This window comes from Nocardia iowensis (genome assembly GCF_019222765.1).
Taxonomy (GTDB): domain Bacteria; phylum Actinomycetota; class Actinomycetes; order Mycobacteriales; family Mycobacteriaceae; genus Nocardia; species Nocardia iowensis.
Window position 1 is genome coordinate 2,825,483 of sequence record NZ_CP078145.1, and the last position, 25,151, is coordinate 2,850,633.

Annotated in this window: 20 protein-coding genes and 1 rRNA gene; 13 read left to right on the forward strand and 8 right to left on the reverse strand. The window is 66.8% G+C overall.

The genetic code is table 11. The features are described from left to right. The first annotated feature begins 269 nt into the window (after positions 1-269). A complete protein-coding gene (locus KV110_RS13005) occupies positions 270-3,221 on the forward strand; it encodes an acyl-CoA synthetase (RefSeq protein WP_218476231.1) in 2,952 nt (983 codons plus the stop codon). Between the two features lie 129 nt (positions 3,222-3,350). Beyond that, a complete protein-coding gene (locus KV110_RS13010) occupies positions 3,351-3,953 on the forward strand; it encodes a class I SAM-dependent methyltransferase (protein WP_218476233.1) in 603 nt (200 codons plus the stop codon). A 107-nt stretch (positions 3,954-4,060) separates the two neighbouring features. Here KV110_RS13010 and rffA read toward each other — a convergent pair whose 3' ends face one another. Beyond that, positions 4,061-5,200: a dTDP-4-amino-4,6-dideoxygalactose transaminase gene (gene rffA / locus KV110_RS13015; protein ID WP_218476235.1), complete on the reverse strand. Its 1,140-nt coding sequence runs from the start codon at positions 5,198-5,200 to the stop codon at positions 4,061-4,063. Then, positions 5,190-6,287 (reverse strand): glycosyltransferase, encoded by a 1,098-nt coding sequence (locus KV110_RS13020; protein WP_218476236.1) that lies wholly within the window; start codon positions 6,285-6,287, stop codon positions 5,190-5,192. The genes rffA and KV110_RS13020 overlap by 11 nt, the downstream gene beginning before the upstream one ends. A gap of 468 nt (positions 6,288-6,755) precedes the next feature. On the opposite strand from KV110_RS13020, the gene KV110_RS13025 reads away from it, so the two are divergent. The 4 genes from KV110_RS13025 to KV110_RS13040 all read left to right on the forward strand — a co-directional run bounded on the left by KV110_RS13025 (position 6,756) and on the right by KV110_RS13040 (position 12,136). Next, the gene (locus KV110_RS13025; protein WP_246634727.1) at positions 6,756-8,882 is read left to right on the forward strand and encodes a YfhO family protein; all 2,127 of its coding nucleotides are present in this window, start codon (positions 6,756-6,758) and stop codon (positions 8,880-8,882) included. A gap of 15 nt (positions 8,883-8,897) precedes the next feature. Next, positions 8,898-11,141, forward strand: a complete 2,244-nt coding sequence (locus KV110_RS13030) for a hypothetical protein (protein ID WP_218478421.1) — start codon at positions 8,898-8,900, stop codon at positions 11,139-11,141. Between the two features lie 151 nt (positions 11,142-11,292). Next, positions 11,293-11,895 carry a GtrA family protein gene (locus KV110_RS13035; protein ID WP_343224176.1) on the forward strand — a complete coding sequence of 201 codons (603 nt, stop codon included), beginning with the start codon at positions 11,293-11,295 and terminating at the stop codon, positions 11,893-11,895. 10 nt (positions 11,896-11,905) lie between these two features. After that, the gene (locus KV110_RS13040; protein ID WP_218476237.1) at positions 11,906-12,136 is read left to right on the forward strand and encodes a Trm112 family protein; all 231 of its coding nucleotides are present in this window, start codon (positions 11,906-11,908) and stop codon (positions 12,134-12,136) included. 67 nt (positions 12,137-12,203) lie between these two features. On the opposite strand, the gene KV110_RS13045 is transcribed toward KV110_RS13040, so the two are convergent. The 5 genes from KV110_RS13045 to KV110_RS13065 all read right to left on the reverse strand — a co-directional run bounded on the left by KV110_RS13045 (position 12,204) and on the right by KV110_RS13065 (position 16,630). Beyond that, the gene (locus tag KV110_RS13045) at positions 12,204-12,824 is read right to left on the reverse strand and encodes a TetR/AcrR family transcriptional regulator (RefSeq protein WP_218476239.1); all 621 of its coding nucleotides are present in this window, start codon (positions 12,822-12,824) and stop codon (positions 12,204-12,206) included. Further along, complete coding sequence (locus KV110_RS13050; protein ID WP_218476241.1) at positions 12,821-13,615, reverse strand: ABC transporter permease; 795 nt, start codon at positions 13,613-13,615, stop codon at positions 12,821-12,823. The genes KV110_RS13045 and KV110_RS13050 overlap by 4 nt, the downstream gene beginning before the upstream one ends. Positions 13,616-13,691: 76 nt before the next feature. Continuing rightward, positions 13,692-14,423, reverse strand: coding sequence for an ABC transporter ATP-binding protein (locus KV110_RS13055; RefSeq protein ID WP_218476243.1), 732 nt, complete (start codon positions 14,421-14,423; stop codon positions 13,692-13,694). 90 nt (positions 14,424-14,513) lie between these two features. Further along, positions 14,514-16,037 carry a multicopper oxidase family protein gene (locus KV110_RS13060; protein WP_218476245.1) on the reverse strand — a complete coding sequence of 508 codons (1,524 nt, stop codon included), beginning with the start codon at positions 16,035-16,037 and terminating at the stop codon, positions 14,514-14,516. Between the two features lie 104 nt (positions 16,038-16,141). Then, on the reverse strand, positions 16,142-16,630 hold the full coding sequence (locus tag KV110_RS13065) for a MarR family winged helix-turn-helix transcriptional regulator (RefSeq protein ID WP_218476247.1): 489 nt from the start codon (positions 16,628-16,630) through the stop codon (positions 16,142-16,144). A 91-nt stretch (positions 16,631-16,721) separates the two neighbouring features. On the opposite strand from KV110_RS13065, the gene KV110_RS13070 reads away from it, so the two are divergent. The 4 genes from KV110_RS13070 (at position 16,722) to KV110_RS13085 (ending at position 20,353) form a co-directional block, all read left to right on the forward strand. Continuing rightward, positions 16,722-17,417 carry an NAD(P)-dependent oxidoreductase gene (locus KV110_RS13070; RefSeq protein ID WP_218476249.1) on the forward strand — a complete coding sequence of 232 codons (696 nt, stop codon included), beginning with the start codon at positions 16,722-16,724 and terminating at the stop codon, positions 17,415-17,417. A 104-nt stretch (positions 17,418-17,521) separates the two neighbouring features. Further along, on the forward strand, positions 17,522-18,688 hold the full coding sequence (locus KV110_RS13075) for an NAD(P)/FAD-dependent oxidoreductase (protein ID WP_218476251.1): 1,167 nt from the start codon (positions 17,522-17,524) through the stop codon (positions 18,686-18,688). A 100-nt stretch (positions 18,689-18,788) separates the two neighbouring features. After that, positions 18,789-19,679 (forward strand): RNA polymerase sigma-70 factor, encoded by an 891-nt coding sequence (locus tag KV110_RS13080; protein WP_218476254.1) that lies wholly within the window; start codon positions 18,789-18,791, stop codon positions 19,677-19,679. Between the two features lie 47 nt (positions 19,680-19,726). Beyond that, on the forward strand, positions 19,727-20,353 hold the full coding sequence (locus KV110_RS13085) for a DNA-3-methyladenine glycosylase (protein WP_218476256.1): 627 nt from the start codon (positions 19,727-19,729) through the stop codon (positions 20,351-20,353). Between the two features lie 64 nt (positions 20,354-20,417). Here the strand turns inward: KV110_RS13085 and KV110_RS13090 are convergent, their stop codons facing one another. Continuing rightward, on the reverse strand, positions 20,418-20,744 hold the full coding sequence (locus KV110_RS13090; protein ID WP_218476258.1) for a hypothetical protein: 327 nt from the start codon (positions 20,742-20,744) through the stop codon (positions 20,418-20,420). A gap of 91 nt (positions 20,745-20,835) precedes the next feature. Between KV110_RS13090 and KV110_RS13095 the strand changes: the two genes are divergently transcribed. From KV110_RS13095 to KV110_RS13105, 3 genes are all read left to right on the forward strand, one after another. Then, on the forward strand, positions 20,836-21,471 hold the full coding sequence (locus KV110_RS13095; RefSeq protein WP_218476260.1) for a TetR/AcrR family transcriptional regulator C-terminal domain-containing protein: 636 nt from the start codon (positions 20,836-20,838) through the stop codon (positions 21,469-21,471). A 92-nt stretch (positions 21,472-21,563) separates the two neighbouring features. Continuing rightward, the gene (tyrS, locus tag KV110_RS13100) at positions 21,564-22,841 is read left to right on the forward strand and encodes a tyrosine--tRNA ligase (protein WP_218476262.1); all 1,278 of its coding nucleotides are present in this window, start codon (positions 21,564-21,566) and stop codon (positions 22,839-22,841) included. A 541-nt stretch (positions 22,842-23,382) separates the two neighbouring features. Next, positions 23,383-24,901: ribosomal RNA gene (locus tag KV110_RS13105) — 16S ribosomal RNA — on the forward strand. Positions 24,902-25,151: the final 250 nt, after the last annotated feature.

Genomic DNA, 25,151 nt, shown 5'->3' on the forward strand with positions numbered 1-25,151 from the left:
GTCGGAGCGGCTCGCGGCCCGGCGTCCGGGGCCGGATACCGACCAGCCGGTTGTCCCGCAATGTCGGCCGTCCGCCGACGGCGTACCTGCCGGTAATTTTGACGTCGGGCGACGCATGGATCGTGTCACAGCGGACACATAATGGATAGGCGGTATGGGAAGCTCGTCTGAAACATCGTGGCGTACCTTTCGGGGGCCGGAAGGGCATTCCCTTCGGCGGAGTACGCGGAGGATGAGGATCACGTTCTAGGGTAGGGCCAGGAGCGACTTTGAAGTTCAGTGCGAAGGATTTGGTCGGATCGGTGCAGCGGTTGATGGCAACCGCGCAGAACGGCCTCGAGGTCATCCGCTTCGGCGGGTTGACCCACGATGTCGAGTCGTCTCCGTTCGAGATCGTGGAGCGAAGGCGGATGTACCGGCTGCGGCATTACTTCCCCGACGACATCGTCCCGGGGCGACCCGTCGTGCTGCTGGTGCCGCCGCTGATGGTGAACGCCGACATCTGGGACGTGAACGCAGAGGACGGCGCCGTCGGCATCCTGCACCGCGGCGGAATCGATTGCTGGGTAGTCGATTTCGGCTCGCCTGCCAGCGAGGAGGGCGGCTGGCAGCGGGACCTCGCCGACCATGTCCTCGCGGTGAGCAGCGCGATCGACGCGGTGACCGAGGCGACCGGCAGCACGGTGCACCTGATGGGCTACTCGCAGGGCGGCATGTTCGCCTACCAGGTCGCCGCCTACCGGTCCGGCAAGGGCGTGCAGAGCATCGTGACCTTCGGCAGCCCCGTCGACATCGTCGCGGGCATGCCGTTCGGCCTGCCCTACGGGATGGTCTCCGATGTCGCCGACTTCCTGGCCGACCACGTCGTCACCCGGCTGCCGATCACCGACTCGATGGTGCGCATCGGCTTCCAACTGCTCGACCCGATGAAGACCGCCAAGGCCAGGATCGACTTCCTGCGCCAGCTGCACGATCGCGAGGCGCTGCTGCCCAAGGAGCGCCAGCGCCGGTTCCTCAACAGTGACGGCTGGGTCGGCTACGCGGGTCCTGCCGCCGCGGATCTGCTCAAGCAGTTCGTGGCGCACAACCGATTGATGTTGGGTGGCTTCGTCATTCGCGATCAGCCGGTCTCGCTGGCCGAGCTGAAGTGCCCGATCCTCGCATTCGTCGGCGAGGTCGACGACATCGGCCAGCCCGCGGCGGTGCGCGGCATCGTGCGGGCCGCCCCGAACGCGGAGGTCTACGAGGCGGCCCTGGTCGCCGGGCATTTCGGCCTGGTGGCGGGCAGCACGGCGACCAACCACACCTGGCCGCTGGTGCGCCAGTGGGTCGACTCGCTCGAACGCGACAAGCCGCTGCCGCCGGAGATCTACCCGATGGCCGAGCACGTCGACGCCAACCGGCCGCGCTCGGCGGCCACCCGCGTCGTGCACACCGCCGCGACCCTGGCCGAGGCGGGCGCGGGTGTCGGCAAGGCGCTGGAAGGCATCGCGAACAACACCATGCGCGGTTCGGTGGAACTGGTCGGCGAGGCCGCACGGGCGCTGCCCAGACTGACCCGGCTCGGCATGATCCAGCCGCACACCCGCATCTCGCTGGGCCGGCTGATCGCCGAACAAGGCAGGCGCGCCCCGCTGAAGGATCTGTTCCTGTTCGAGGATCGGGTGCACACCAACGCCGCGGTCAACGTCCGCATCGACAATGTGGTGCGCGGGCTCGTCTCGGTCGGCATCCGGCCGGCGATGCGGGTCGGCGTGATCATGGAGACCCGCCCCAGTGCGCTGGCGACGGTGGCGGCGCTGTCCCGGCTCGGTGCGGTGGCCGTGCTGCTCGCCCCCGGCAGCGAGCTCGCGCGTGCCCTCGAACTCACCGGCGTCGACACCGTCGTCGCCGACCCGGAGAACCTGCGGCACGCGGTGACCACCGGTGCGCGGGTGCTCGTGCTCGGCGGCGGCGATACCCGCACCCTCGACATTCCGTTGAGCGATCAGGTGATCGACCTCGAGCAGATCGATCCGGCTCGGGTGCAGCTGCCCGGCTGGTACCGGCCCGATCCCGGGCTGGCGCGCGAGCTGGCGTTCGTGCTCGTCACCGGCACCGGCGACCGGCTGGAGACCAAGTACATCACCAACCACCGCTGGGCGCTGTCCGCCTTCGGCACCGCGACCACCGCCGACCTTGACCGCAGGGACACGGTGTATTGCCTTGCGCCGCTGCATCATTCGTCCGGCCTGCTGGTGAGTCTCGGCGGGGCGATCGCGGGCGGCAGCCGGATCGCGCTGGCACGTTCGCTGGACCCGGCGCAGTTCGCCGAGGAGGTGCACCGCTACGGCGTCACCGTGGTCACCTACACCTGGACGATGCTGCGCGACATCCTCGACGCCGAGGTGTTCCCGGTCGGGCACCGCCACCCGATCCGGCTGTTCATCGGCTCCGGCATGCCCGCCGGGCTGTGGCGGCGCACCACCGAGCAGTTCGACCCGGCCCGGGTGGTGGAGTTCTACGCCTCCATCGAGGGCGACGTGGTGCTGGCCAACGTGAAGGGCGCCAAGCGCGGCTGCAAGGGCAGGCCGGTGCCGGGCACCGCCAGGGTGGAACTGGTCGCCTACGACCCGATCACCGAGCAGATCCTGCTCGACGACTCGGGCTACGCGCGGCGGTGCGCGGACAACGAGGTCGGGCTGCTGCTCGGTAAGGCTTCCGAAGGGGTGGACATCTCCGCGGGCGGCCTGCGTGGTGTCTTCGCGCCCGGCGACTCGTGGATGCCGACGGAGAATCTGTTCCGCCGCGACAGCGACGGCGACTACTGGCTGATCGACCGCAAGGACACCGTCATCCGCACGCCGCGCGGGCCGGTGTTCGGGCAGCCGATCGTCGATGTGCTCAACGACATCACGGCGGTCGATATGGAGGTCGCCTACGGCCTCGAGGTGGGTGACCACTGCATCGCCGTGGCCGCGGTCAGCGTGCGCAAGGGTTTCCGGCTGGAGCCCAAGGATGTGACCGAGGCGCTGCGCGCGCTCGACCCCGCCCAGCGGCCCGATCTGGTCTATGTGGTCGACGAGATCCCACGCAGTTCCTCCTACCGCCCGTCCACCCGCGCGGTGCAGGCGGCGGGACGCCCCGAGCCTGGCGCCGACACCTGGTGGTACAACCGGGAGACCGATACCTACGAGGTGTTGACCGAAGAAGACGCGCCCAAGATCCTGGGCGACAGCTGACGCACCGAATCAGGTTGCCGAACCGCCGGATTCACCACGTCCGGCGGTTCGACCCGGTCGCGCGCGCACGCCGCCTGCGCCGTAGCATCCCACGCTGACGTTGCTGTCCGAATTGTTCAGGGGAACTTGGTGCGTACCAGCCTTATCTACCGCAACGCCACCGTCTACGAGTTGCTGATCCGCGCGTTGTACGGCAGGCACTACACGGCTCGGTATCGCGCTGTCGAAGCGCTCGTGCCGGCGGGCGCCAGTGTGGTCGATCTGTGCTGCGGGCCTGCGACGTTGTACACCCGCTATCTGCGCCGCAAGTCGGTCGATTACACCGGCCTGGATCGCAACGATGGTTTCGTCGCCAAGCTAACCAAGGCGGGCGGGCACGGCAAGGTGTGGGACCTGCATTCCGACGCCCCGCTGCCCGAGGCCGATTATCTCGTGATGCAGGCGAGTCTCTACCACTTCCTGCCCGATCCCGCGCCTGTGCTGGACCGGATGCTGACCGCCGCCCGCAAGCAGGTGATCATTGCGGAACCGGTGCGCAACATGGCCACCAGTGACAATCGAGTGCTCGCCACGATCGGTCAGCGTTTCACCAACGCCGGTGACGGCGTCCAGGCGCACCGGTTCACCGAGGCGACGCTGGACGACTTCGTCCGCCGCTACGAATCGCGCGTGGTGCGGCGGTCGCTGATCGCGGGCGGCCGGGAGAAGCTGTACGTGTTCGACGCGTCGTGAGCGACCGGCGGCCTGCGTGCCGCCGGTCGAACCCCGCGTGCCGCCGGTCGAACCCCGCGTGCCGCCAGTCGAACCCGGCCGTGGCCAGACGGTGAAGTCGGCCTTGGTCAGACGGTGAAGTCGGTGACGGCCTCGACGACGCGCGCGATCTGCGCGTCGGTGAGATCCGGCCACAATGGCAGGCGCACAACGGTTCCCGAGAATTCGGCACTGCGCACGCACGGCCGGGGGGTCCGGCCGAGCTTGAGTCCGGCCGGGCTGGAATCCAACGGCACATAGTGGAACGGCGCCGACACGCCGCGCGCACGCAGGTGGGCGATCAGATCGTCGCGGCGTTCCTCGGTGGGGGTGCGCAGGTAGTACAGGTGTGCGGTGTGTTCGCGGTCGGCGGGCACCGTCATCAGCCGGACATCGTTGCGGGCGGCCCACTCCGGCAGCGCGGCGGCGTAGGCGTTCCACACCCGGTGCCGTCCGGCCTGGATGGTGTCGAATTCGGCGAGCTGAGCGTCAAGCACGGCCGCGTTCAGCTCGCTGGGCAGGTAGCTGGAGCCGATGTCCTGCCAGGAATACTTGTCCACCGCGCCGCGCAGGAAGCGGGCGCGGTCGGTGCCCTTCTCCCGGATGATCTCCGCCCGCGCCATCAGGATCTCGTCGGTGAGCAGCAGCGCGCCACCCTCACCGCAGTGCACGTTCTTGGTGTCGTGGAAGCTGAGCGTGCCGAGCGTGCCGATGGTGCCGAGCGGGCGATCGCGCCACCGGCCGCCGAGGCCGTGCGCGTTGTCCTCGACGATGGCGAAGCCGTGCGTGTTGGCGAGCGCCAGCAGTCGGTCCATGTCGGCGGCGACGCCGCCGTAGTGGATGACCACCACGGCTTTGGTCCGTTCGGTGACCGCGGCCGCCACCGACTCCGGGTCCAGATTGCCGGTTTCCGGGTCGATATCGGCGAATACGCAGGTGGCCCCGCGCAGCGCCATGGCGGTCGCGGTGGAGGTGAACGCGAAGCTCGGGACGATCACCTCGTCGTCCGGGCCGAGTTCGAGCAGCAGCCCCGCCATCTCCAATGCGGAGGTGCACGAGGTGGTCAGCAGCGCGTGTGGTGCGCCGGTGATGACCTTCAGCTTCGCGGTCGCGGCCGCGGTGAACGGTCCGTCGCCGTGACTGTGATCGGAGCCGAGCACGGCTTCCAGATTGGCCAATTCGCGGCGGGCCCGGAACGGGCGGCTGAAAATGACGCGGTCAGTGCTCAACCCGGTCGTTCCCCCTGTCGGCGGTGGTGGTGGTCAGTTCCCGGGCCGCCGCCGTGTTTTCGGCGGGGCGCGGCGTCGGCGAATCGACGGTCAGATACAGCGGTTTACCCACGAGGATATGCAACGCCACCCCGAGGTATTCGGCGATCAGGCCGAGCGAGAACAGGATCGCGCCGGAGACAAGCAGCAACACCACGATCATCGACGCCCAGCCTTCCGGCGCCCAGTTGTCGGTGGTGAGGGCCTCGTACACGATGACGGCGGCGATCAGCCCGCCGCCGAGCGCCAGCGTGACGCCGAGCAGGCTGACCAGGCGCAGGCCGCGAGTTCCGCTGCACAGCACCATCTTCCAGAACAGCGAGAACAGGCGGCGATAGTTGTAACCGGATTCCTCGCGGCCCTCGGCGCGCAGCACCACCGGCACCTGGGCCACCGAGCCGACCACCCAGGTCAGCGCGACATCGAGATACACCCCGTTGGAGGCGACCTCGGCCAGCTGGCGGCCGATGGCGCCGCGGATCAACCGGTAGCTCTCGAACCGGGTGGAGTCCGGGAACGCGAACACCGTCGCCAGTACCAGCTTCGCGCTGCGTGAGGTGAGGTTGCGAAGGAAGCCGTGCGGGCGGGTGTTGCTCGGCTTGGAGTAGACCAGTTCGGCGCGCTCGGCCAGCGCCGCGTCCAGGAAGACGCCGATGTATCGGGGATCGTGCTGGCCGTCCTCGTCCATGGTGACGATCCAGTCGCCGCGGGCGGCCGACATGCCCGCGATCGTCGCGGCGTCCTGCCCGAAGTTGCGGCTCAGCCAGATGGTGCGCACCTCGGGGTAGGCCTGTTCCAACTCCTGCAGCACCACATCGGACCGGTCGGGGCCGTGATCGTGGACGAGAATGATCTCGTCGACCGCGAAGGTGGTGCCGCCGGGGGTCACGGTGGGGTGGGTCAGTTCGTGCAGTTCGGCGACGAGTCCGCCGATGGTGTCCTCGCCGCGATAGATCGGCACGACCACGGACACGACGTGCGGCCGGTCGGGCCGGCCGTTCGAGGTGGCCGCGGCGGGGCGGGGCGTGCGGGTGGAGGGAATCGGCATCAGCTGGATCGACTTTCGATGACGGTGCGTGCCGGTACTCCCCGCTGGACAGCAGGGCCCGAGCCGCCCAGAACTTTAGCATGGTGCGGGTTGCGGAATCCGGGCGCGCGCATCATCCCATCTTCACCGCGTCGGTGGCCGGATGCCAAGCGCCACACTGCTGTGTAGGGTTTGGAACTCGTGACGGATAGTGCAGGGTCGAGGGTGGCGCTCCCAGGGTCCGCCGAGGTCACGAGGGCCGATGCGGCCGAGGTCGTGGCGCATACCGGGCCGGACGGGGCGGCCGTGGTGACCAGGCCCGCCGCATCTACCGAGACCGACGCTCGCGTCCGGGCTGACGCGCCCGCTGCCACCGCGACCGACGCTCCGGTCGAGCAGGGGGATGCCGCTGCTGCCGCCGAGCTCGATGCTCCCGCTGGCGCGTCGCGGCGCGACGTATACCGCTGGGGCCTGATCACCGCCGTCGGCGTGGTCTTCGGATACATCGCGGTGCTGCTCGCCAACGCCAGACACTTCTACACCGACGACACCGAATCCCAGTACACCGGACTGTGGGTCGGCCTCGGCGACGCCCTGCGGGACGGCACCTTCCCGGTGCTGGTGCCCGAGCGGTGGATGTCGGGCAACAACACGATGGACGACGCGGGCCTGTTCAACCCGCCGCAGCTGCTGATCGACCTGATCGCGCCGTCCGTCGACAACATGGCGGTCTACGCCACCGTCGTCAAACTGATCTTCGCGATCATCGCCGCGCTCGGCGTCTATCGCGTCTGCCTCGCCTACGGCGGCAGGCCCACGTGGTCGGCGGTGGCGGGTGTGGCGTTCCCGCTGTCCGGGTTCTTCCTGTTCTTCGACGAGGCCAGCTGGATGACCGCGCTCACCGGCACCGCGTGGCTGGTGCACGCCTGGGCGTCGTCGGTGCGCTACACGCGCGGACAGGGCGGACCGATCCCCGTCTTCGTGTTCCTGTATCTGACCATCTCCACCCAATACATCTTTCCGGCGGTCGAGGCGGCGCTGATGCTGCTCGCGGTCGCGGTGGGCGAGATTGTCCACCAACGCAAATGGCTGCCGGTGGCGCGACTGGCCATCGCGGGCGGCTGCGCCGGGCTGGCCGGGCTGCTGACCTTCCTGCCGAGCATGCTGTCGGCGAAGGTGACCTGGCGCGGCACCATGGAGATCAACAACGACCAGTTCCTGACCGTGCCGTGGTCGGAATCGCTGAATGCCAGCCTGCCGAGTTCGCTGCCCGCGTTCACCTCCTGGTGGGGATACGTGCAGCCGATGCCGGTCACCTATATCGCCTGGTTCCTGATTCCGGCGCTCGCCTTCATCGATTGGCGCCGGGCCAAGGACAGCTGGCGGGAACTGTCCGGGGTCGCGTTTTTCGCGGTCATGATGCTGATGTGGGCGGCGGGGCCGGGTTCCATCGGTCCGTTGCGCTGGCCGGTCCGGGTGCTGCCGATGCTCGCCATCGGGCTGCTGGTGCTGGTGTGTGTGCTGCTCGGGCGCTACGGCACGACCCGAGATCTGAAGAATCGCGGTATCGCCGCGGGGCTGCTGATCCTGCTGCTGTGGGTGCGGTCGTTCTCCGCCGACCCGCACGACGTGATCTGGCATGTGCTCGCGGCCGCCGCGATCGTCGCGCTCGGTGCCGCGGTGGTATGGCTGGATCGCACCAAGGGCGTCGCTGTGGCATGCGTGCTGGCGATCGTCGCGATGTTCCCGATCGCCTTCCTCCAGGTGCACGCGGCGCAGCCGACACCCATGACGTGGAACCTGCCGACGAACCGCTCCGAGGCCAAGTCCGCGTTCCCGGACTTCCCCGGCACCACGCTGCAACTCGCCGAGCGTGGCCTGCTCCAGCCGGGGGACAACAGCCTCGAAGGCGCCTACGGTTCTTTGGTTTTCGGTAACTACGCCAAATCGCTCGAGCTGAGCTACGTCAACGGTTACACCCCGACGGGTCACTTCTACTTCGGTGAGCTGCTGTGCATGCGCTGGGACAGCAGCGTCTGCCCGGACGCGTACCGGCGGATGTTCGCTCCGGAGCCGACCACCGGGCGGACCCTGGTCGATCTGATGAAACTGGATCGCGTGGTGCTGCAGCGCGCACTGTTCCCCGACGTCCGCAACCAGCCCGCGCCGGACGGCTGGAAATGGGTCGACTACCCAGGACATGAGAAATACATCTGGGTGCTGGAACGGGTGGACGGTCTGATCTCCACCGTCAACGGCCGGGTCGCGGACGCGAAGAACGTGACCGCGACGTCGATCTCGGAGACCGACACCACCAGCCGGGTGCGGGTGAGCGCACCGAACGGCGGGCGCGTGGTGTTCTCCCGGCTCGGCTGGCCCGGCTACCGCGTCACCATCGACGGCAACCAGGTCCCGATCACCACCGTGGCGAAATCTTTTGTCGCCGTTGATATTCCCCCTGGCACCCAGAATGCCGAGCTGGTGCTGACCTGGCGTCCGCCGGGGTGGAAGATCGGCATCGGCGCGGCGGCCGCCGGACTGGCGGGCATCGGTGTGCTGCAGTGGCTGGCGGTGCGGTCGCGGCGGCGGGCGCGGGAGCAGCCCGCCGCCGGGTAGGGTCTGGAACTCGTGGTGGAAAGCAGCGCCCTCGCCCGGCGGGACGTGTACAAGTGGGGCTTCATAACCGCACTCGGTGTGATAGTCGGCTACCTGGCCGTTCTGCTGGCCAACGTCCGGCATTTCTACACCGACGACACCGAGTCGCAGTACGCCCCGCTGTGGGTGATGCTCGGGAATCGCCTGCGGGACGGGCAGTTCCCCGCGATGATCCCTGAGCACTGGATGGCGGGTAACTACACCATCGAAGAGGCGGGTCTGCTGAATCCGCCGCAGCTGCTGATCGATCTGATCGCGCCCTCGGTGGACAACGTCGCGCTCTACGCCACGGTGGTCAAGCTGATCTTCGCGATCGTTCTCGGCCTCGGCGTGTACCGGATCTGCCTGGAATACGGTTCCAGCGCTCCGTGGGCCGCGGTGGCGGGCATCTCGATTCCGTTCACCGGCTGGCTGCTGTTCTTCGACGAGGCCAGTTGGTACACCGCCTTCGTCGGCACCGCGTGGCTGGCGCACGCCTGGGCCTCCGGTGTCCGCTACGCGCGCGGCCGCAGCGGTCCGATCCCGACGTTCGTGTTCCTGTACCTGGCGATCTCGGTGCAGTACATCTTTCCGGCGGTCGAAGCCGGTCTGATGATCGGCGCCGTGGCCGTGGGCGAGGTTGTCTACCAACGCAAGTGGGCGCCGTCGCTGCGGCTGCTTGCGGCCGCGGGATTCGCCGCACTGGCGGGACTGGCCACCTACCTGCCGAGCATGCTGTCGGCGAAGGTGACCTGGCGCGGCACCGCGCAGATCAACAACGACCAGTTCCTGACCGTGCCGTGGTCGGAATCGCTGAACGCCAGCCTGCCGAGCACGCTGCCCGCGTACAACTCCTGGTGGGGCTATGTGCAGCCGATGCCGGTGGTGTACATCGCCTGGTTTCTGATTCCGGCGCTGGCGTTCATCGATTGGCGCAAGGCGCGCGAGAACTGGCGGGAATTCAGCGCGATCGCGCTGTTCGCGATCATGGCGCTGATGTGGACCGCGGGGCCGGGCACCATCGGTCCGCTGCGCTGGCCTGCCCGGGTGCTGCCGATGGTGGCGCTCGGACTCCTGGTGCTGGTGTGCGTGCTGCTCGGTCGCTACGCCACCTTCGACGGCTGGCGGCGGCGTGGCGTCGCGGCGGGTGTGCTGATCGGTTTGTTGTTCGTGCGCTCGTTCTCCGCGGCGCCGCGCGAGCTGGGTTGGCATGTGGTCGCGGTGGTTTCGGTAGCGGCGCTCGGTGCGGCGGTGGTGTGGCTCGGCCGGACGAAGGGGATGGTCGCGGCCTGCGTGCTGACGCTCGTCGCGGTGTTCCCGATCGCCTACCTCCAGGTGCGCGCCGTGCAGCCGACGCCGATGAGCTGGAACCTGCCGGAGAAGCGGTCCGAGATGAAGGCCGCCTTCCCGGACTTCACCGGCACCACCCTGCAACTCGCCGACCGCGGGCCGATCCCGCCCGCGCAGAAGAACCTGCAGGGGGCCTACGGTTCGCTCGTCTTCGGCAACTACGCCAAGGATCTGGAGCTCACCTACGTCAGCGGCTACACCCCGAACGGACACTTCTGGTTCGGCGAAATGCTGTGCATGCTGTGGGACACCAGCGTGTGCCCCGACGCGTTCCGCCGGGCCTTCGCGGTCGAACCGACCACCGGGAAAACGATCGTCGATCTGATGAAGGTCGACCGGGTCGTGCTGCAACGCGCGCTGTACCCCGACGCGCGCAATCAACCCGCGCCGGAGGGCTGGAAATGGGTCGACTACCCGGGGCACGAGCAGCAGATTTCCGTGCTGGAACGGGTGGACGGGCTGATCTCGACCCGCAACGGCCGGGTCGCCGCCGCGGCGGGCGTTACCGCGGCCTCGGCGTCGGAAACCGATTGGACCAGCCGGGTTCGGGTGAATTCGGCGACCGGGGGCCAGGTGGTGTTCGCGCGGCTCGGCTGGCCCGGCTATCGGGCGACCATCGACGGCCGCGAAATCCCGACCAGGCTCGTCGCGAAAACGTTTGTCGCGGTGGATATCCCGGCCGGTACCACGGACGGTGAGCTGGAGTTGAGCTGGCGCCCGCCCGGCTGGCAGCTCGGCGCCGCGTCGGCGTTGCTCGGCTTGGTCGGTGTCGGCGTGCTGCAGTGGGCGTTCTTGCGGGGACGGCGTCGTGGCGACGACGGGCCGGACACGGCGGCGGGCACCGGCGAACCGACTGCGCCGACGTCCGACCTCGTGGATACGAACCGGTGACTCGGCCCGCCGCACCGCGACACGATCCGCGGAGGTGAGCCGTCGGGTTCGCGCGCACCCGCTCCGTCGCGAAGGCGCGTTCGGTGCGCCCGCCGATCAGCCGGTCGCTGCGAACGATAGAGTGCCTGTCGCGACTGGAGGTGGGCGCCTGGTGGAATTCGACAATGACCAAAGCAAGGCGTTTACGGGCACCGATGAGGCCGTGGTGACCCGAGCTTCGCGTTCGTTGCGCGCGGCCGACGGACCGGCCGCGGGTGCCGGTGAGCAGGCCGGCGATGCCAGCGATCCCGCGCACGCGCTCGGGCCCACCGAACAGGCCAAGCCCGGACCGCTGCTGCGGCTGGTGCGCCGACAGGAGGTCGCGTTCGCGGCGGTCGGCGGATTCAACACCGCCATGGGCATCGGGATGACCGTGGTCTGGCTGGCGGTGCTCGGTGACAACGTGCCGCCGTCGGTCGCGGTGGCCGCCGCCTACGGTGTCAGCATTGTTGTCGCGTTCGTGCTGCACCGGACACTGGTGTTCCGGGTGCGCGGGCATCTGCTGCGCGACTTCCTGCGGTTCGTCGCGGTCAATTCCGGTGGGCTGCTGCTGAATATGGCGCTGCTCGAGCTCGCCGTCTCGGTCTGGCACTTCCCGGACAAGCCGGCGGCGGTCGTTGTGATGGGTCTGGTCGCCGTTGCCAGCTACTTCGGCCACCGTCACATCTCGTTCCGCCGCCGACCGCCGACCGAGCCGGACCCCATCATCGGGTAGGTTCTCGTTCATGCCGGAGCACACCACCTTGGACGCCACGCTGTTGAGCCTGCTGGCCTGCCCCCAGGACAAGGGCCCGCTACTGCTGGTCCGCGCCACCGAAGGCACCGTCCTCTACAACCCACGCCTGCGCCGCGCATACCCCATCGACAACGGCATCCCCGTCCTGCTGATCGACGAGGCCCGCGACGTCACCGATGCCGAACACGCCGACTTCATCGCCCAGTCGGCCGAAGCCTGACCCACGGCGAGCGGGACATCCTGGCGGGGCCACTCGGTGTTCGCCTCGCGGATGTCCCGCTTGTTGGTCATAGTTCGCCGGTGAGGTAGCGCTGGAGGTTGGGGGCGACGGCGGTGACTACCTCCTCGATGGTCGCCGACGGGATCGGTTCCAGTTCAACGATTTTGCGGGTCATCAGGAGGCCGACCATCTGGGAGGCGACCAGGGCCACGCGGAGGCGGCCGTCGTCCGCGGGGGTGGCGATGCGCTGGCGAACTCGTTCGAGGACGATCTCCAGCAGGAACGAGCGGGCCAGTGCGGTGTCGCCGCCCGCGATGATGCTGCGGACCATCGCGACGATGCCCGCGCCCGCCGGGGAGTCCCACACGCCGAGGACGGCCCGCAGAATGGCTTCACCGAGCCGGTCGAGGGGTGCGGAATCGACTGCCCTGAGCGTGATTTCGGGATCCATCGGCAGCTGGACCACCGCGGCGAACAACTCCTGTTTGGTGCCGAAGTAGTGGTGGACCAGCGCGGGGTCGACGCCTGCGTCTCCGGCGACGGAGCGGATGGACGTCTTGTCGAAGCCCGCCTCGGAGAACCGGGCGCGGGCCGCCCGCAGAATCGCCTCGCGTGCGCCGGACCGTCCCGGCCTGCGCCCGGTGCGGGCGGGACGATCCTCGGCCTGCGATCCGTTACCAGCCGTCACGGGGTGCGCCGCCGCAGCGTTGCCGCGCCGAGGCACAGGGCGACCACCGCGAAGCCCGCGACGACGGCCAGGTCGCGCCACATAGCGCCGGTGGCGTTCGGCTGCACCGAAACCTGTTGCAGCGCATCGACGGCGTAACTGAGCGGCAGCACATTGCTGATCGCCTCCAGCCAGCCGGGCAGCTCCCCGCGTGGAACGAGCAAGCCGCACAGGAAGATCTGCGGCGCCACCACCACCGGCATGAACTGCACCGCCTGGAACTCGGTGCGCGCGAAGGCACTTGCCAGCAGACCCAACGCGACCCCACATACCGCGTCGACCACCGCGATCAGCACCACCCAGCCGGGATTGCCCGCCGAGTCGAGGCCGAGCAGGCCGAACGACACCAGGCAGGCCACCGCCGCCTGCGCCGCCGCGGCCAGCGAGAACGCGGTGCCGTAGCCGCCGAGCAGATCTAGTTTCGCCAGCGGCGTGGTGAGCAGCCGCTCCAGCGTGCCCGAGGTGCGTTCGCGCTGCATGGCGATGGCGGTGATCAGGAACATCACGATGAACGGCAGGATGCCGAGCATGCTGATGCCGACCCGGTCGAACAGCGGCACCGGATTCAGGGGGTTGGTCGGTGTATCTCGATAGATGAAGTACAGCAACGTCATCAACAATGCGGGGACGACGAGGATCATCGCGACGGTGCGGTGGTCGTTGCGCAGCTGGCGCAGGATCCGGGTGGTCGTCGCCACGTACGGGCGCAGCGTGGGGCTTCGTCGGGTGGGCGATTCGAGTGTGCTGGTCATGCTTCCTGCCTGGTACTCGGTGACGCGGTTGCGCGGGCACGGTTTCGGGGTGGTCGGCTGAACACGGGGTCGGTGTTCATGCCGCACGTCCGGTGGTGATCAGTGCGAGGAAGGCACGTTCGAGGTTCTCCTCGCCGGTTTCGGCGCGCAGTTCGTCGGGGCTGAGCTGGGCGAGCAGGCTGCCCTCGCGCATGAGCAGCAGCCGGTCGCAGTGCTCGGCCTCATCCATCACATGGCTGGACACCACCAAAGTGGTTCCATTGGCCGCCAATTCGCGGAATTTCTTCCACAGATCCACGCGCAGTACGGGATCGAGGCCGACCGTGGGTTCATCGAGGACCAGGAGCTCGGGCTCGGCGACCAGCGCGCAGGCCAGCGAGGCGCGGGTCTTCTGCCCGCCGGAGAGTTCGTCGCCGCGCTGATTCGCGTGCTCCATCAGGCCGACCGCGTTGATCGCGTCGTCGGTCGCGGCGCGCTCGCGACCATAGAGCGCGGCGAAATACGCGACGTTCTCGTGCACGCTGATATCGGAGTAGATGCTGGGCGCCTGGGTGACATAGCCGATGCGACGCCGCAGCTCCGCCGACCCCGCGGGCCGACCGAGCGCCGAGATCTCCCCGGATGCCACGATCTGGGTGCCGACAATGCTGCGCATCAGCGTCGTCTTCCCGCACCCGGACGGACCGAGTAACCCGGTGATCGACCCGCGCGGAATCGTCAACGAAACATCATGCAGCACTTCACGTCCGCCGCGCCGCACGGTCAGGTTCCGCACCTCGACAGCGGGCGATGAGCTTGCTCGCGACATGGTCGCCTCAATTCATCGAGTGTTGAATTCACTGTGTGATGAATTTAGCCCGAGCGTGCCCGGGTGGCAAGAGGAAGTTCGAGTTCTGGCTCAGTGGCCGTGGTCGCGGGGTGGTGTTCCGGCGGCTCCGCCCGGCTCGACCACCACAAATTGGCCCATCATGCCCTGGTCCTCGTGCCACAGCAGGTGGCAGTGGTACATGTAGGGGACCTTCGGGTCGGCGGGCCCGTCGAAGCGCAAGACCAGCTTCACCGTGGCGTCGGGCGGTAGGAAGACGGTGTCCTTCGGGCCGGTGAGTTCGGCGGGTGGCGGGCCGTCGTTTCTGGTCAGCACTCGGAATTGCACATCGTGGATGTGGAAGTTGTGCGGCATGCCGTCGTTGTTGTGCACGATCCAGGTTTCGGTGGTGCCGCGGGTGACAGTGAGATCGATCCGGTCCATGGCCATCGGTTTGCCGTTGATGCCCGCGAGATTTATCTTCAAGCGGCGTTCCTGGACCGCGTCGGAGCCGTCCGGAGTGGACGGAAGCGCAAGTGCCGCAGGAAGTTCAGGTGCGGATCGTAGTGTGTCGGCGGCGCGCAGTTCGAGGACGTCGAAGGTGTCGTCGCCGCCCGCGAAACGCTGGGTCCAGAAGCCGAGTCCGGCGTCGAGCTTGTTGCTGCGCAACACCGTTCGCTCGCCCGCCCGCACGCGTACCACGATCTCGGCTCGCTCGCCCGGCGAGAGCTGCAACCGGTCGAGCGCGATCGGGTGTTCCAGCAAGCCGCCATCGGTGGCGATGAACGAGAACTGACGCTGGTCGGCGAAACCGAAGGTGTAGGTGCGCGCGGTCGAGGCGTTGAGCAGGCGCAGCCGGACCAGTTCGTCGCCGACCGTGCGGTACGGCGTCAGCGTCCCGTTGACCATGGTCTGATCCCCGAGAAACCCGACATCGCGGAAGATCGCATGTGACGAATCGAGCTCGGCGCCACGGAACTTGACGTCTTGGACGATGACCGGCAGATCGTCGACGCCGTAATTCCTCGGCAGCGGCAGAGATTCGGATACCTCGTCATCGAGCAAGAACATTCCCGCGAGTCCGCGCCGCACGTGCTCTTCGGTCGCGCCGTGCGGATGTGGGTGGTACCAGAGCGTGGCGGCGGGCTGGTCCACGGTCCATCGCGGGGTCCAGGTGGCGCCCGCCCGCACCATCTGGTGCGGCCCGCCGTCCATGGCCGCGGGCAGATGCATGCCGTGCCAGTGCACCGTCGACGCTTCCGGTAGCTGATTGCGGACGGTGACCGCCACCTGCTCGCCGCGCCTGGCCCGCAAGGTCGGGCCGAGGTAGGCGCCGTTGAATCCCCAGGTCTCGGTCGCCTGTCCCGGCCGGAATTCCGTTCGTCCCGAACGCATCTCGAGCTCGAATTCGCGCGTCCCGTCCGGTCGCAGCCGCGACGGGGCCAGCGGTGGAATGGCGAGCTCGTTGCTGAATTGCGTACTGCCGACCGTCGATACGGCCGCATTCACATACACCAGGCTGACACCGCCGCCGATCGCGAGCGCGAGTAGCGCCACGAACGAGGCAAGAACGATGAACAACCGTCGCCACCTGTGCGGCCGGGTAACCGAGACCATTCTCAGACGGTAGAAATCGGCAGGGCCTCAACACATCCGGGAGCGTCCCCATTTCGCCCCTGGCTCAACCCTTGACTTCCGTGCTGCCGCACCGGGGTCGGGTGTCACGCGCCGCCGAGTTCGGTGGCCGAATCGTGTCCTGCCACCGCGGTGCGCCGCAGGAAGTCCGCGATCAGCTCCAGTTCGGCGTCGGTGTAACGGTCGCAGAGTTCGTCCATCCGGTTGTTCATCCCCGCGAGCACCCGATAGAGCTCGGCATTGCGCTCGCGGGTGGCCCGGATGGTGACCGCCCTGCGGTCGGTGGCCGCGGGGTCGCGCTCGCGAGTGATCCAGCCGCCGCGCTGCAGTCGGTCGAGCACGCCGGTCATCGTCGCCGGATGCAACCCGGCGAGTCTGGCCAGTGCGCTCGCCGTGAGCGGTCCGTGCCGGTCGACCAGGTCGAGGCAATTCCAGTCGGCGTCCTTGAGCTCGACCTGGGCGCCGAACTGCCGGTTGAGCAGCGCCAGCTGGGTGTTCAGGTCGCGCAGCGACGCCTTGACCGCGTTGGCGGAGCGACGATGTCGGCGGGCATCCGCCTTTGTTACGTCGTTCATATTGTATGACTCTCATATTAGTTGGTACGGTTCTCATATGATACGGCGCCCGGATGAACGGGCGGCGCGACACTCTCGAGAAGGAACCACCATGCGCATCGTCGTTTTCGGAGCCAACGGACCCACCGGCCGCCTGCTCACCGGTCGAGCACTCGCCGCGGCCCACGACGTCGTGGCCGTCACCCGCCGACCGGACGAGTTCCCGATCGAACACGACCGGCTGACCGTCTTCGGTGGCGATGTGCGGCAAGCGAATTCGTTCGACGTCGCCGTCGCGGGCGCCGATGTGGTGCTCTCCACCCTCGGCGTTCCCTACAGCAAGGAGCCGATCGATACCTACTCTGTCGGTGTCGCCAACATCGTTGCCGCGATGCACCGCAACAACATCCGGCGGATCGCGGTGGTTTCGTCGAACGCGGTAGCTCCGCAGCGCTACGCCGACGCCGGGTTTCTGTTCAATCGCGTGCTGCAGCCCTATGTCACGCGCGTGATGGGCAAGACCCTGTACGACGACATGCGGCGCATGGAATCTCTGCTCGCCGCAACCGATCTCGAGTGGACCATCGTGCGCCCGGGTGGGCTGTACGAGCTCCCGGCCGTCACCGACTACACGATGGTCGAAGGCCAGGCGGACCGGCGCTACACCGCGCGCATCGACCTGGCGGCAAGCCTGCTCCGGTTGGCGGAGGAGGACGGGTTCGTGCGCAAGATCGTCAGCGTCGCGACCACGACGGACAACCCGAGCTTGCTTCAGCTGATCCGCACCGAGGCGATGGGCAAGAGCTGACGCGAATGTGACTCGTATCACATCAGCGGCCTGTCACGCCCGCCACGGGGCGGTTGTCCCATGGTCGTCACCAACTGAGGTGACCGGACCATTGGAGCAACACCATGAACACCGAACATCGGATCGTCATCCTCGGCGCCGGCTACACCGGCATGCTGACCGCGGTACGGCTGGCTCGGCGCACGCGGAAGCTGAACGTGCGCATTACCATCGTCAATCCGTCGGCGCGATTCACCGAACGCCTGCGCATGCATCAGATCGCCGCCGGTCAGAACCTGGCCGAGCACCGCATCGCGGACATCCTGACCGGAACCGGCGTCGAATTCGTCCAGGGCTGGGTCACTTCCCTCGATCCGGCCGCCCAGCACGTGGTGGTCGACGACACGGTCACCCTGCCCTACGACGAGCTGGTGTACGCCCTAGGTAGCAGCACCGACACCAGCATCGTCCCCGGTGCGGCCGACCACGCCTGGACCCTCAACGATCCGCGAACGGCGCACCAATTCTCCGAGCGCTTGAATGTTATTGCGGCCCATGGCGGTTCGGTCGCGGTCTGCGGTGGCGGGCTCACCGGCATCGAGGCGGCGACCGAAATCGCCGAGGCCAACCCAGGATTGCGCGTCACCCTGATCAGCACCGGGGAGCCCGGGGCCATGATGGGTGACAAAGCACGCGCATATCTGCGGCGCGCACTGGACCGTCTCGGGGTGGCCAGGCAGGTCGGCCAAGCCGTCACCAAGGTGCTGCCCGACGCGGTGGAATTGGCCGACGGGGCACTGGTACCCGCGGATCTGACGCTGTGGACCACCGGCGTGTGCGTTTCCCCGCTCGCCGCACAGGCGGGCATCGCCACCGACGCGCGCGGATTGATCATCGTCGACGCCACGCTGAAGTCGTTGTCGCACCCCACCATTCACGCGGTCGGCGACGCCGCCGCCGTCCGCATGGATTGGGGGCAACTGCACGGCACCTGCCAGAGCGGCATGCCGACCGCCGCCTACACCGCCGACGTCATTGCCCGCCAGTTGCGGGGAAAGCCGTTGCGTCCGTTCCGGTTCGGCTACTTCCATCAGCCGGTGAGCCTGGGTCGCAAGGACGCGGTGATTCAGTTCACCAAGTACGACGAAACGCCGCGCCGGTTCTACCTGGCCGGGCGGGTGGCCGCTATTTACAAGGAGAGCGTCAGCAAGAGCCCGCTGCCGGTCTTCCGGCTCAGCAAGAAGATGGCCGTCTCGGTCACGCCGTCGAAAGGCGGACGTGCCACCGCGTAACGCCGCGGCCGCTGGGTCGGCATCGCCTCACCCAGTGGCCCGGAACGCCCGCTGACATCCCGGAAGACACGTACCCACGGAAAACTGAGAGCATGAGCCGATGGTTGACGTAACAGCTCAGCAGGATCCCTTTCTCGAACACCGGCGACTCCTGTTCGCCACCGCGTATCGGATGCTGGGCACCGTCACCGACGCGGAAGACGTCCTCCAGGACGCCTGGCTGAAGTGGAACGAGACCGATCAGACGACGGTGCAGTACCCGAAGTCCTACCTGGTACGCACCGTCACCAACCTGTCGCTCAACCGGCTGACCTCGGCCCGCGCCACCCGCGAAAGCTACGTCGGGCCTTGGCTGCCCGAACCCCTGCTCACCACGCCGAATATCGCCGAGGAGACCGAATTGGCCGACACCGTCTCCACCGCGATGCTGGTGGTGCTGGAAACCCTGAGTCCCATCGAACGCGCGGTCTTCCTGCTGCGTGAGGTATTCGGCTACACGCACGCCGAGATCGCCGACACCCTGGATCGCCCCGAACCGACCATCCGCCAGATCGCGCACCGCGCTCGCGCGCACGTGCAGTCCCGGCGCCCGCGCTTCGACACCGACAAGACCGCACGTGAGCACATCACGGCGCAGTTCATGGCCGCCTGCTCCGGTGGTGACATCAATGCGCTGATGGACATGCTCGCCCCCGATGTGACCGCGTGGTCCGACGGCGGCGGGGTGGTGACGGCGGCTCGGCGACCGCTGCACGGCCCGGATCATGTGGCTCGCTGGATCCTCGGTGTGCTCGCCAAGCCGATCGCCGCGGGTTTCGTGCTCGAGCCCGCGCACATCAACGGCGAACTCGGCGCGCTGGCCCTCATCGACGGAAACCCGATCGCCGCGTTCACCTACGACCTCGTCGACGGCCGCATCCAGAACCTGCGCTTCCAGGTGAACCCGAACAAACTTAAGGGTCTGTACCTGGGACTGGACGCCCTCGGCTGATGGTCACCGCAGGAGCCTGAAGGGCCACGTCTGAGCCATCTTGGACAATGGCGGGTGTGTGTGCCGATGAACTAGCCGTGGAGCCGCCCGTTGCCGCCCGTCGATTGCTGGGGTCCATTCTGTGGTCCGGGCCGGTCGGCGTCCGGATCGTCGAGGTCGAGGCCTACGGAGGTGATCCGGCCGGACCGTGGCCGGACCCGGGGTCGCATTCCGGGCGCGGGCGAACCAAGCGCAACGCGGTGATGTTCGGCCCGGCCGGGGTGCTGTACGTGTACCTCAGCTACGGCATGCATACCTGCGTCAATGTCACGAGCGGGCCGGACGGCGCGGCCAGCGCTGTGCTGATCCGATCCGGTGAGGTGGTGGCCGGGATCGACGAGGCGCGCGCCCGACGCCGCACCGCGCGCACCGATACCGACCTGGCCAAGGGGCCGGGAAATCTGGGCAGTGCGCTGGGAATTTCGTTGAGCGACTACGGAACTCCGCTGTTCGACGCATCCTCGCCGATCCGGCTCGAACTCGGCGATGCCGTCGCCGCGAAGCAGATCGCCAGTGGTCCACGCGTCGGCGTGAGCGCCGCGGCGGACTTGGCATGGCGGTTCTGGCTCCCGTCGTCACCCGCGGTCTCCACCTACCGGCGCAGTCCGCGCGCCCCGCGCGCCGAGGCTTCCTGAACATAACGCCGACGATCGGCGGACTTCGCCTCCGCCGATCGTCGTGCTGCGTTGCCGGTCGAGGTCAGTCCGTAATGGGCTGGCCGAGATCGTCTTCCGCGATCACCTGGTAAACGGCGTTCAAGGTCGGTTCGCTCACCAGGTGCCTGATCCGTTCGTAGCGGCGGGCCTCGATCGGCGCGATCCGCTCCAGCCACACCGGAATGTCGGCGGGCTCGGTGTTCTCGAGCACGGCGAGGGTGAACAGTTCGCGCGGATCCTCGATGTTCAGTGCGCTGATGACCCGCGTGCGCGGGTCGCCGGGGACCAATTCGTCAGGGATCCACGCTTTGCGGAAGGTTGCGTAGTCGACACCGTCGTTGAGGCGGCGAGACAGGGCTGCGATCAGCATCTTCAGTGACCTCTCCAGTTATCTTGCAGTGCAAGATAAACCGTAGGCGAGGTTTTCTTGCAGTGCAAGAAAAATCTGGCAGGATGTGTCCGTGGCTGATCGACGGTCCCGGCCGCGCGCCGGGCTCACCAGGGAGAAGATCCTCGACGCGGCGATCGCTTTCGTCGGGGAACACGGGCTCACCGCCCTGTCCACTCGCAAGCTCGGCGCGGCGATGGGTGTCGACGGCATGAGTCTCTATCACTACGTCCCGAGCAAGGCCGCGCTGCTGGACGGCATGGTCGAGCGACTGCTGGAGCGATCGATGGGGGAGTTGCTGCCCGCCGGAGATCGGCCGTGGCCCGCGGCGGTGACCGCGATGGCGCACGGACTGCGCGCGACGCTGCTCGCCCATCCCGCGACGCTGAGCATCCTCGCGACCAGGCCGGTCAACTCGCCCGGTGCCTACCGGATTCTGGAATCCGGCCTGGCGGTGATGTGTGATCAGGGCGTGCCGCTGGGGCGGGCGATGGACATCATCAATGCCGTGATGACGTTCGTCATCGGCCACACGCTCGCCGAAGCCGGGACCACACCGGGCCACGAGCAGGCCGACAACACACCGGCCGAAGCGGACCCGGACAGCTATCCGCTGCTGGCCGAATCGCTGACCACGGGCGCGGGCCTGGATTTCGAATCCCGCTTCACCCTGACGGTGGACATCCTCGTCCGAGGATTCGCCGCCTAGGACGCCGCAAATTCGCTCGACCTGCGGGCAGAACGCCGACACACTGAGGCGCACTCGAGGCACCTACTACCCGTGCGGAAAGATGGGACACCGTGAGCGGCGACATCATCGACGAATTGACCTGGCGCGGACTGATCGCGCAGTCCACCGACCTGGACGCCCTGCGCGCGGCCTTGGACGCGGGACGGTTGACCGTCTATGCCGGATTCGATCCCACCGCGCCCAGCCTGCACGCCGGACATCTGGTGCCGCTGCTGGCATTGAAGCGATTCCAGCGCGCGGGAAATCGGCCGATCGTGCTGGCCGGCGGCGCCACCGGACTCATCGGTGACCCGCGCGACGTCGGCGAACGCACCATGAACTCGTCCGACACCGTGCAGCAATGGGCGCAGCGCATCCGCTCGCAGCTGGAACGGTTCGTCGACCTCGATGACTCGCCGACCGGCGCGGTGATCGCCAACAACATGGAGTGGACCGGGCAGCTGTCCACGGTCGACTTCCTGCGCGATATCGGCAAGCACTTCTCGGTGAACGTCATGCTGGCGCGCGACACCATCAAGCGGCGCCTGGACGGTGAAGGCATCTCCTACACCGAGTTCAGCTACATGCTGTTGCAGGCGAACGACTACCTGCAGCTGCGCCGCAACTACGACTGCACGCTGCAGGTCGGCGGTTCCGATCAGTGGGGCAACATCATCGCCGGCGTCGAACTGAACCGGCGGGTCGACGGAGCGTCGGTGCACGCGCTCACCGTTCCGCTGGTGACTTCCGCCGACGGCAAGAAGTTCGGCAAGTCGACCGGTGGCGGCAGCCTGTGGCTCGACCCCGAAATGACCAGCCCGTACGCCTGGTACCAGTACTTCGTGAACACCGCCGACGCCGATGTGATGCGGTACCTGCGCTGGTTCACCTTCCTGTCGCGCGAGGAACTGGCGGAACTGGAAGTGGCCACGTCCGAGCGACCGCACGCGCGGGAAGCGCAGCGCAGACTGGCAGCGGAGATGACCACGCTGGTGCATGGGGAGGCGAACACGCGCGCGGTGCAGCTGGCCAGCCAGGCGTTGTTCGGTCGCGGTGAGTTGCGCGAATTGGACGAGCCGACGTTGGGTGCGGCGCTGCGCGAAGCCGCGGTGGCCGAACTGGCGGCGGGGGAACCGAGCACGATCGTGGATCTGCTCGTCGCGACCGGACTCAGCGAAAGCCGCGGTGCGGCCCGGCGAGCGGTGAACGAAGGCGGAGCGTCGGTGAACAACGAGCGGGTCTCGGATCTGGACTGGACCCCTGCCGACAGCGACTACCTGCACGGACGCTGGCTGGTGTTGCGGCGTGGCAAGAAGAACCTCGCGGGGGTACTGCGGGCAGGTGCATGAAGATCGCGGTGGCTTGAGTCACATCCATGTGATTCAAGCCCGCCTCGGCTCCGAATCCGGCCCTCTGACCTGGGGAAACGCCAGCTCGAACAGCGGATTTGACGTAGCGTTATCCGCCGCGTAACTTAGTTCAAGTCAGAGCGACACGGACACCGACCCGGAGCCGAGAAGCCCAGCGGAAACGCTGAGCGGATGGACCGGGAAACGAGGTAGTACGGGGAGCGCCTGGCCACCAGCAAGATCTTGGACAACTGATGCGGACTTGACTCTGCGCAGGAGGCCGGTTAGGCTGGAAAAGTTGCCTCACAGACGAACCGGTTAGCGCCGGGACTGAAGTGTGTGCGTGTGTTCTTTGAGAACTCAATAGTGTGTCGATGAATGTCAGTGCCAATTATTTTATTGGTTCCGGCCTCTCATACCCCCCGGTTGATGAGGTTGGACATTTAGTCAGCAAATACTTTTTGCTGGCGTTTTGTTTTGCTAGGTTTTCGGACTCTAGTTAGATATTTCTGATTCGCTCTTCGGAGTGTTTCGAGAGTCTTCAACGGAGAGTTTGATCCTGGCTCAGGACGAACGCTGGCGGCGTGCTTAACACATGCAAGTCGAGCGGTAAGGCCCTTCGGGGTACACGAGCGGCGAACGGGTGAGTAACACGTGGGTGATCTGCCTCGCACTTCGGGATAAGCCTGGGAAACTGGGTCTAATACCGGATATGACCTTCCAGTGCATGCTGGTTGGTGGAAAGATTTATCGGTGCGAGATGGGCCCGCGGCCTATCAGCTTGTTGGCGGGGTAACGGCCCACCAAGGCGACGACGGGTAGCCGACCTGAGAGGGTGACCGGCCACACTGGGACTGAGACACGGCCCAGACTCCTACGGGAGGCAGCAGTGGGGAATATTGCACAATGGGCGAAAGCCTGATGCAGCGACGCCGCGTGAGGGATGACGGCCTTCGGGTTGTAAACCTCTTTCGACAGGGACGAAGCGAAAGTGACGGTACCTGTAGAAGAAGCACCGGCCAACTACGTGCCAGCAGCCGCGGTAATACGTAGGGTGCGAGCGTTGTCCGGAATTACTGGGCGTAAAGAGCTTGTAGGCGGTCTGTCGCGTCTTCTGTGAAAACTTGGGGCTCAACCTTAAGCTTGCAGGCGATACGGGCAGACTAGAGTACTTCAGGGGAGACTGGAATTCCTGGTGTAGCGGTGAAATGCGCAGATATCAGGAGGAACACCGGTGGCGAAGGCGGGTCTCTGGGAAGTAACTGACGCTGAGAAGCGAAAGCGTGGGTAGCGAACAGGATTAGATACCCTGGTAGTCCACGCCGTAAACGGTGGGTACTAGGTGTGGGTTTCCTTCCACGGGATCCGTGCCGTAGCTAACGCATTAAGTACCCCGCCTGGGGAGTACGGCCGCAAGGCTAAAACTCAAAGGAATTGACGGGGGCCCGCACAAGCGGCGGAGCATGTGGATTAATTCGATGCAACGCGAAGAACCTTACCTGGGTTTGACATACACCGGAAACCTGCAGAGATGTAGGCCCCCTTGTGGTCGGTGTACAGGTGGTGCATGGCTGTCGTCAGCTCGTGTCGTGAGATGTTGGGTTAAGTCCCGCAACGAGCGCAACCCTTGTCCTGTGTTGCCAGCGCGTAATGGCGGGGACTCGCAGGAGACTGCCGGGGTCAACTCGGAGGAAGGTGGGGACGACGTCAAGTCATCATGCCCCTTATGTCCAGGGCTTCACACATGCTACAATGGCCGGTACAGAGGGCTGCGATACCGTGAGGTGGAGCGAATCCCTTAAAGCCGGTCTCAGTTCGGATCGGGGTCTGCAACTCGACCCCGTGAAGTTGGAGTCGCTAGTAATCGCAGATCAGCAACGCTGCGGTGAATACGTTCCCGGGCCTTGTACACACCGCCCGTCACGTCATGAAAGTCGGTAACACCCGAAGCCGGTGGCCTAACCCCTTGTGGGAGGGAGCCGTCGAAGGTGGGATTGGCGATTGGGACGAAGTCGTAACAAGGTAGCCGTACCGGAAGGTGCGGCTGGATCACCTCCTTTCTAAGGAGCACATCTCCAGACATGCCCACACAGGTGGGAGTGTTGTTCTGGCAGAGACCGTTTCGGATGCATACGTCATCCGGCGGACGCTCATGGGTGGAACACTGACTACTTCTTCGAAACTGCGGTTGGCCGTCACGGCTGACCGTTCGGAGATATATCGGCACACTGTTGGGTCCTGAGAGAACACGCGAGTGTTTCTCTGGGCAAGATAACGACAAGGTTGATTCCGTAGTCATACCGCAGGGCG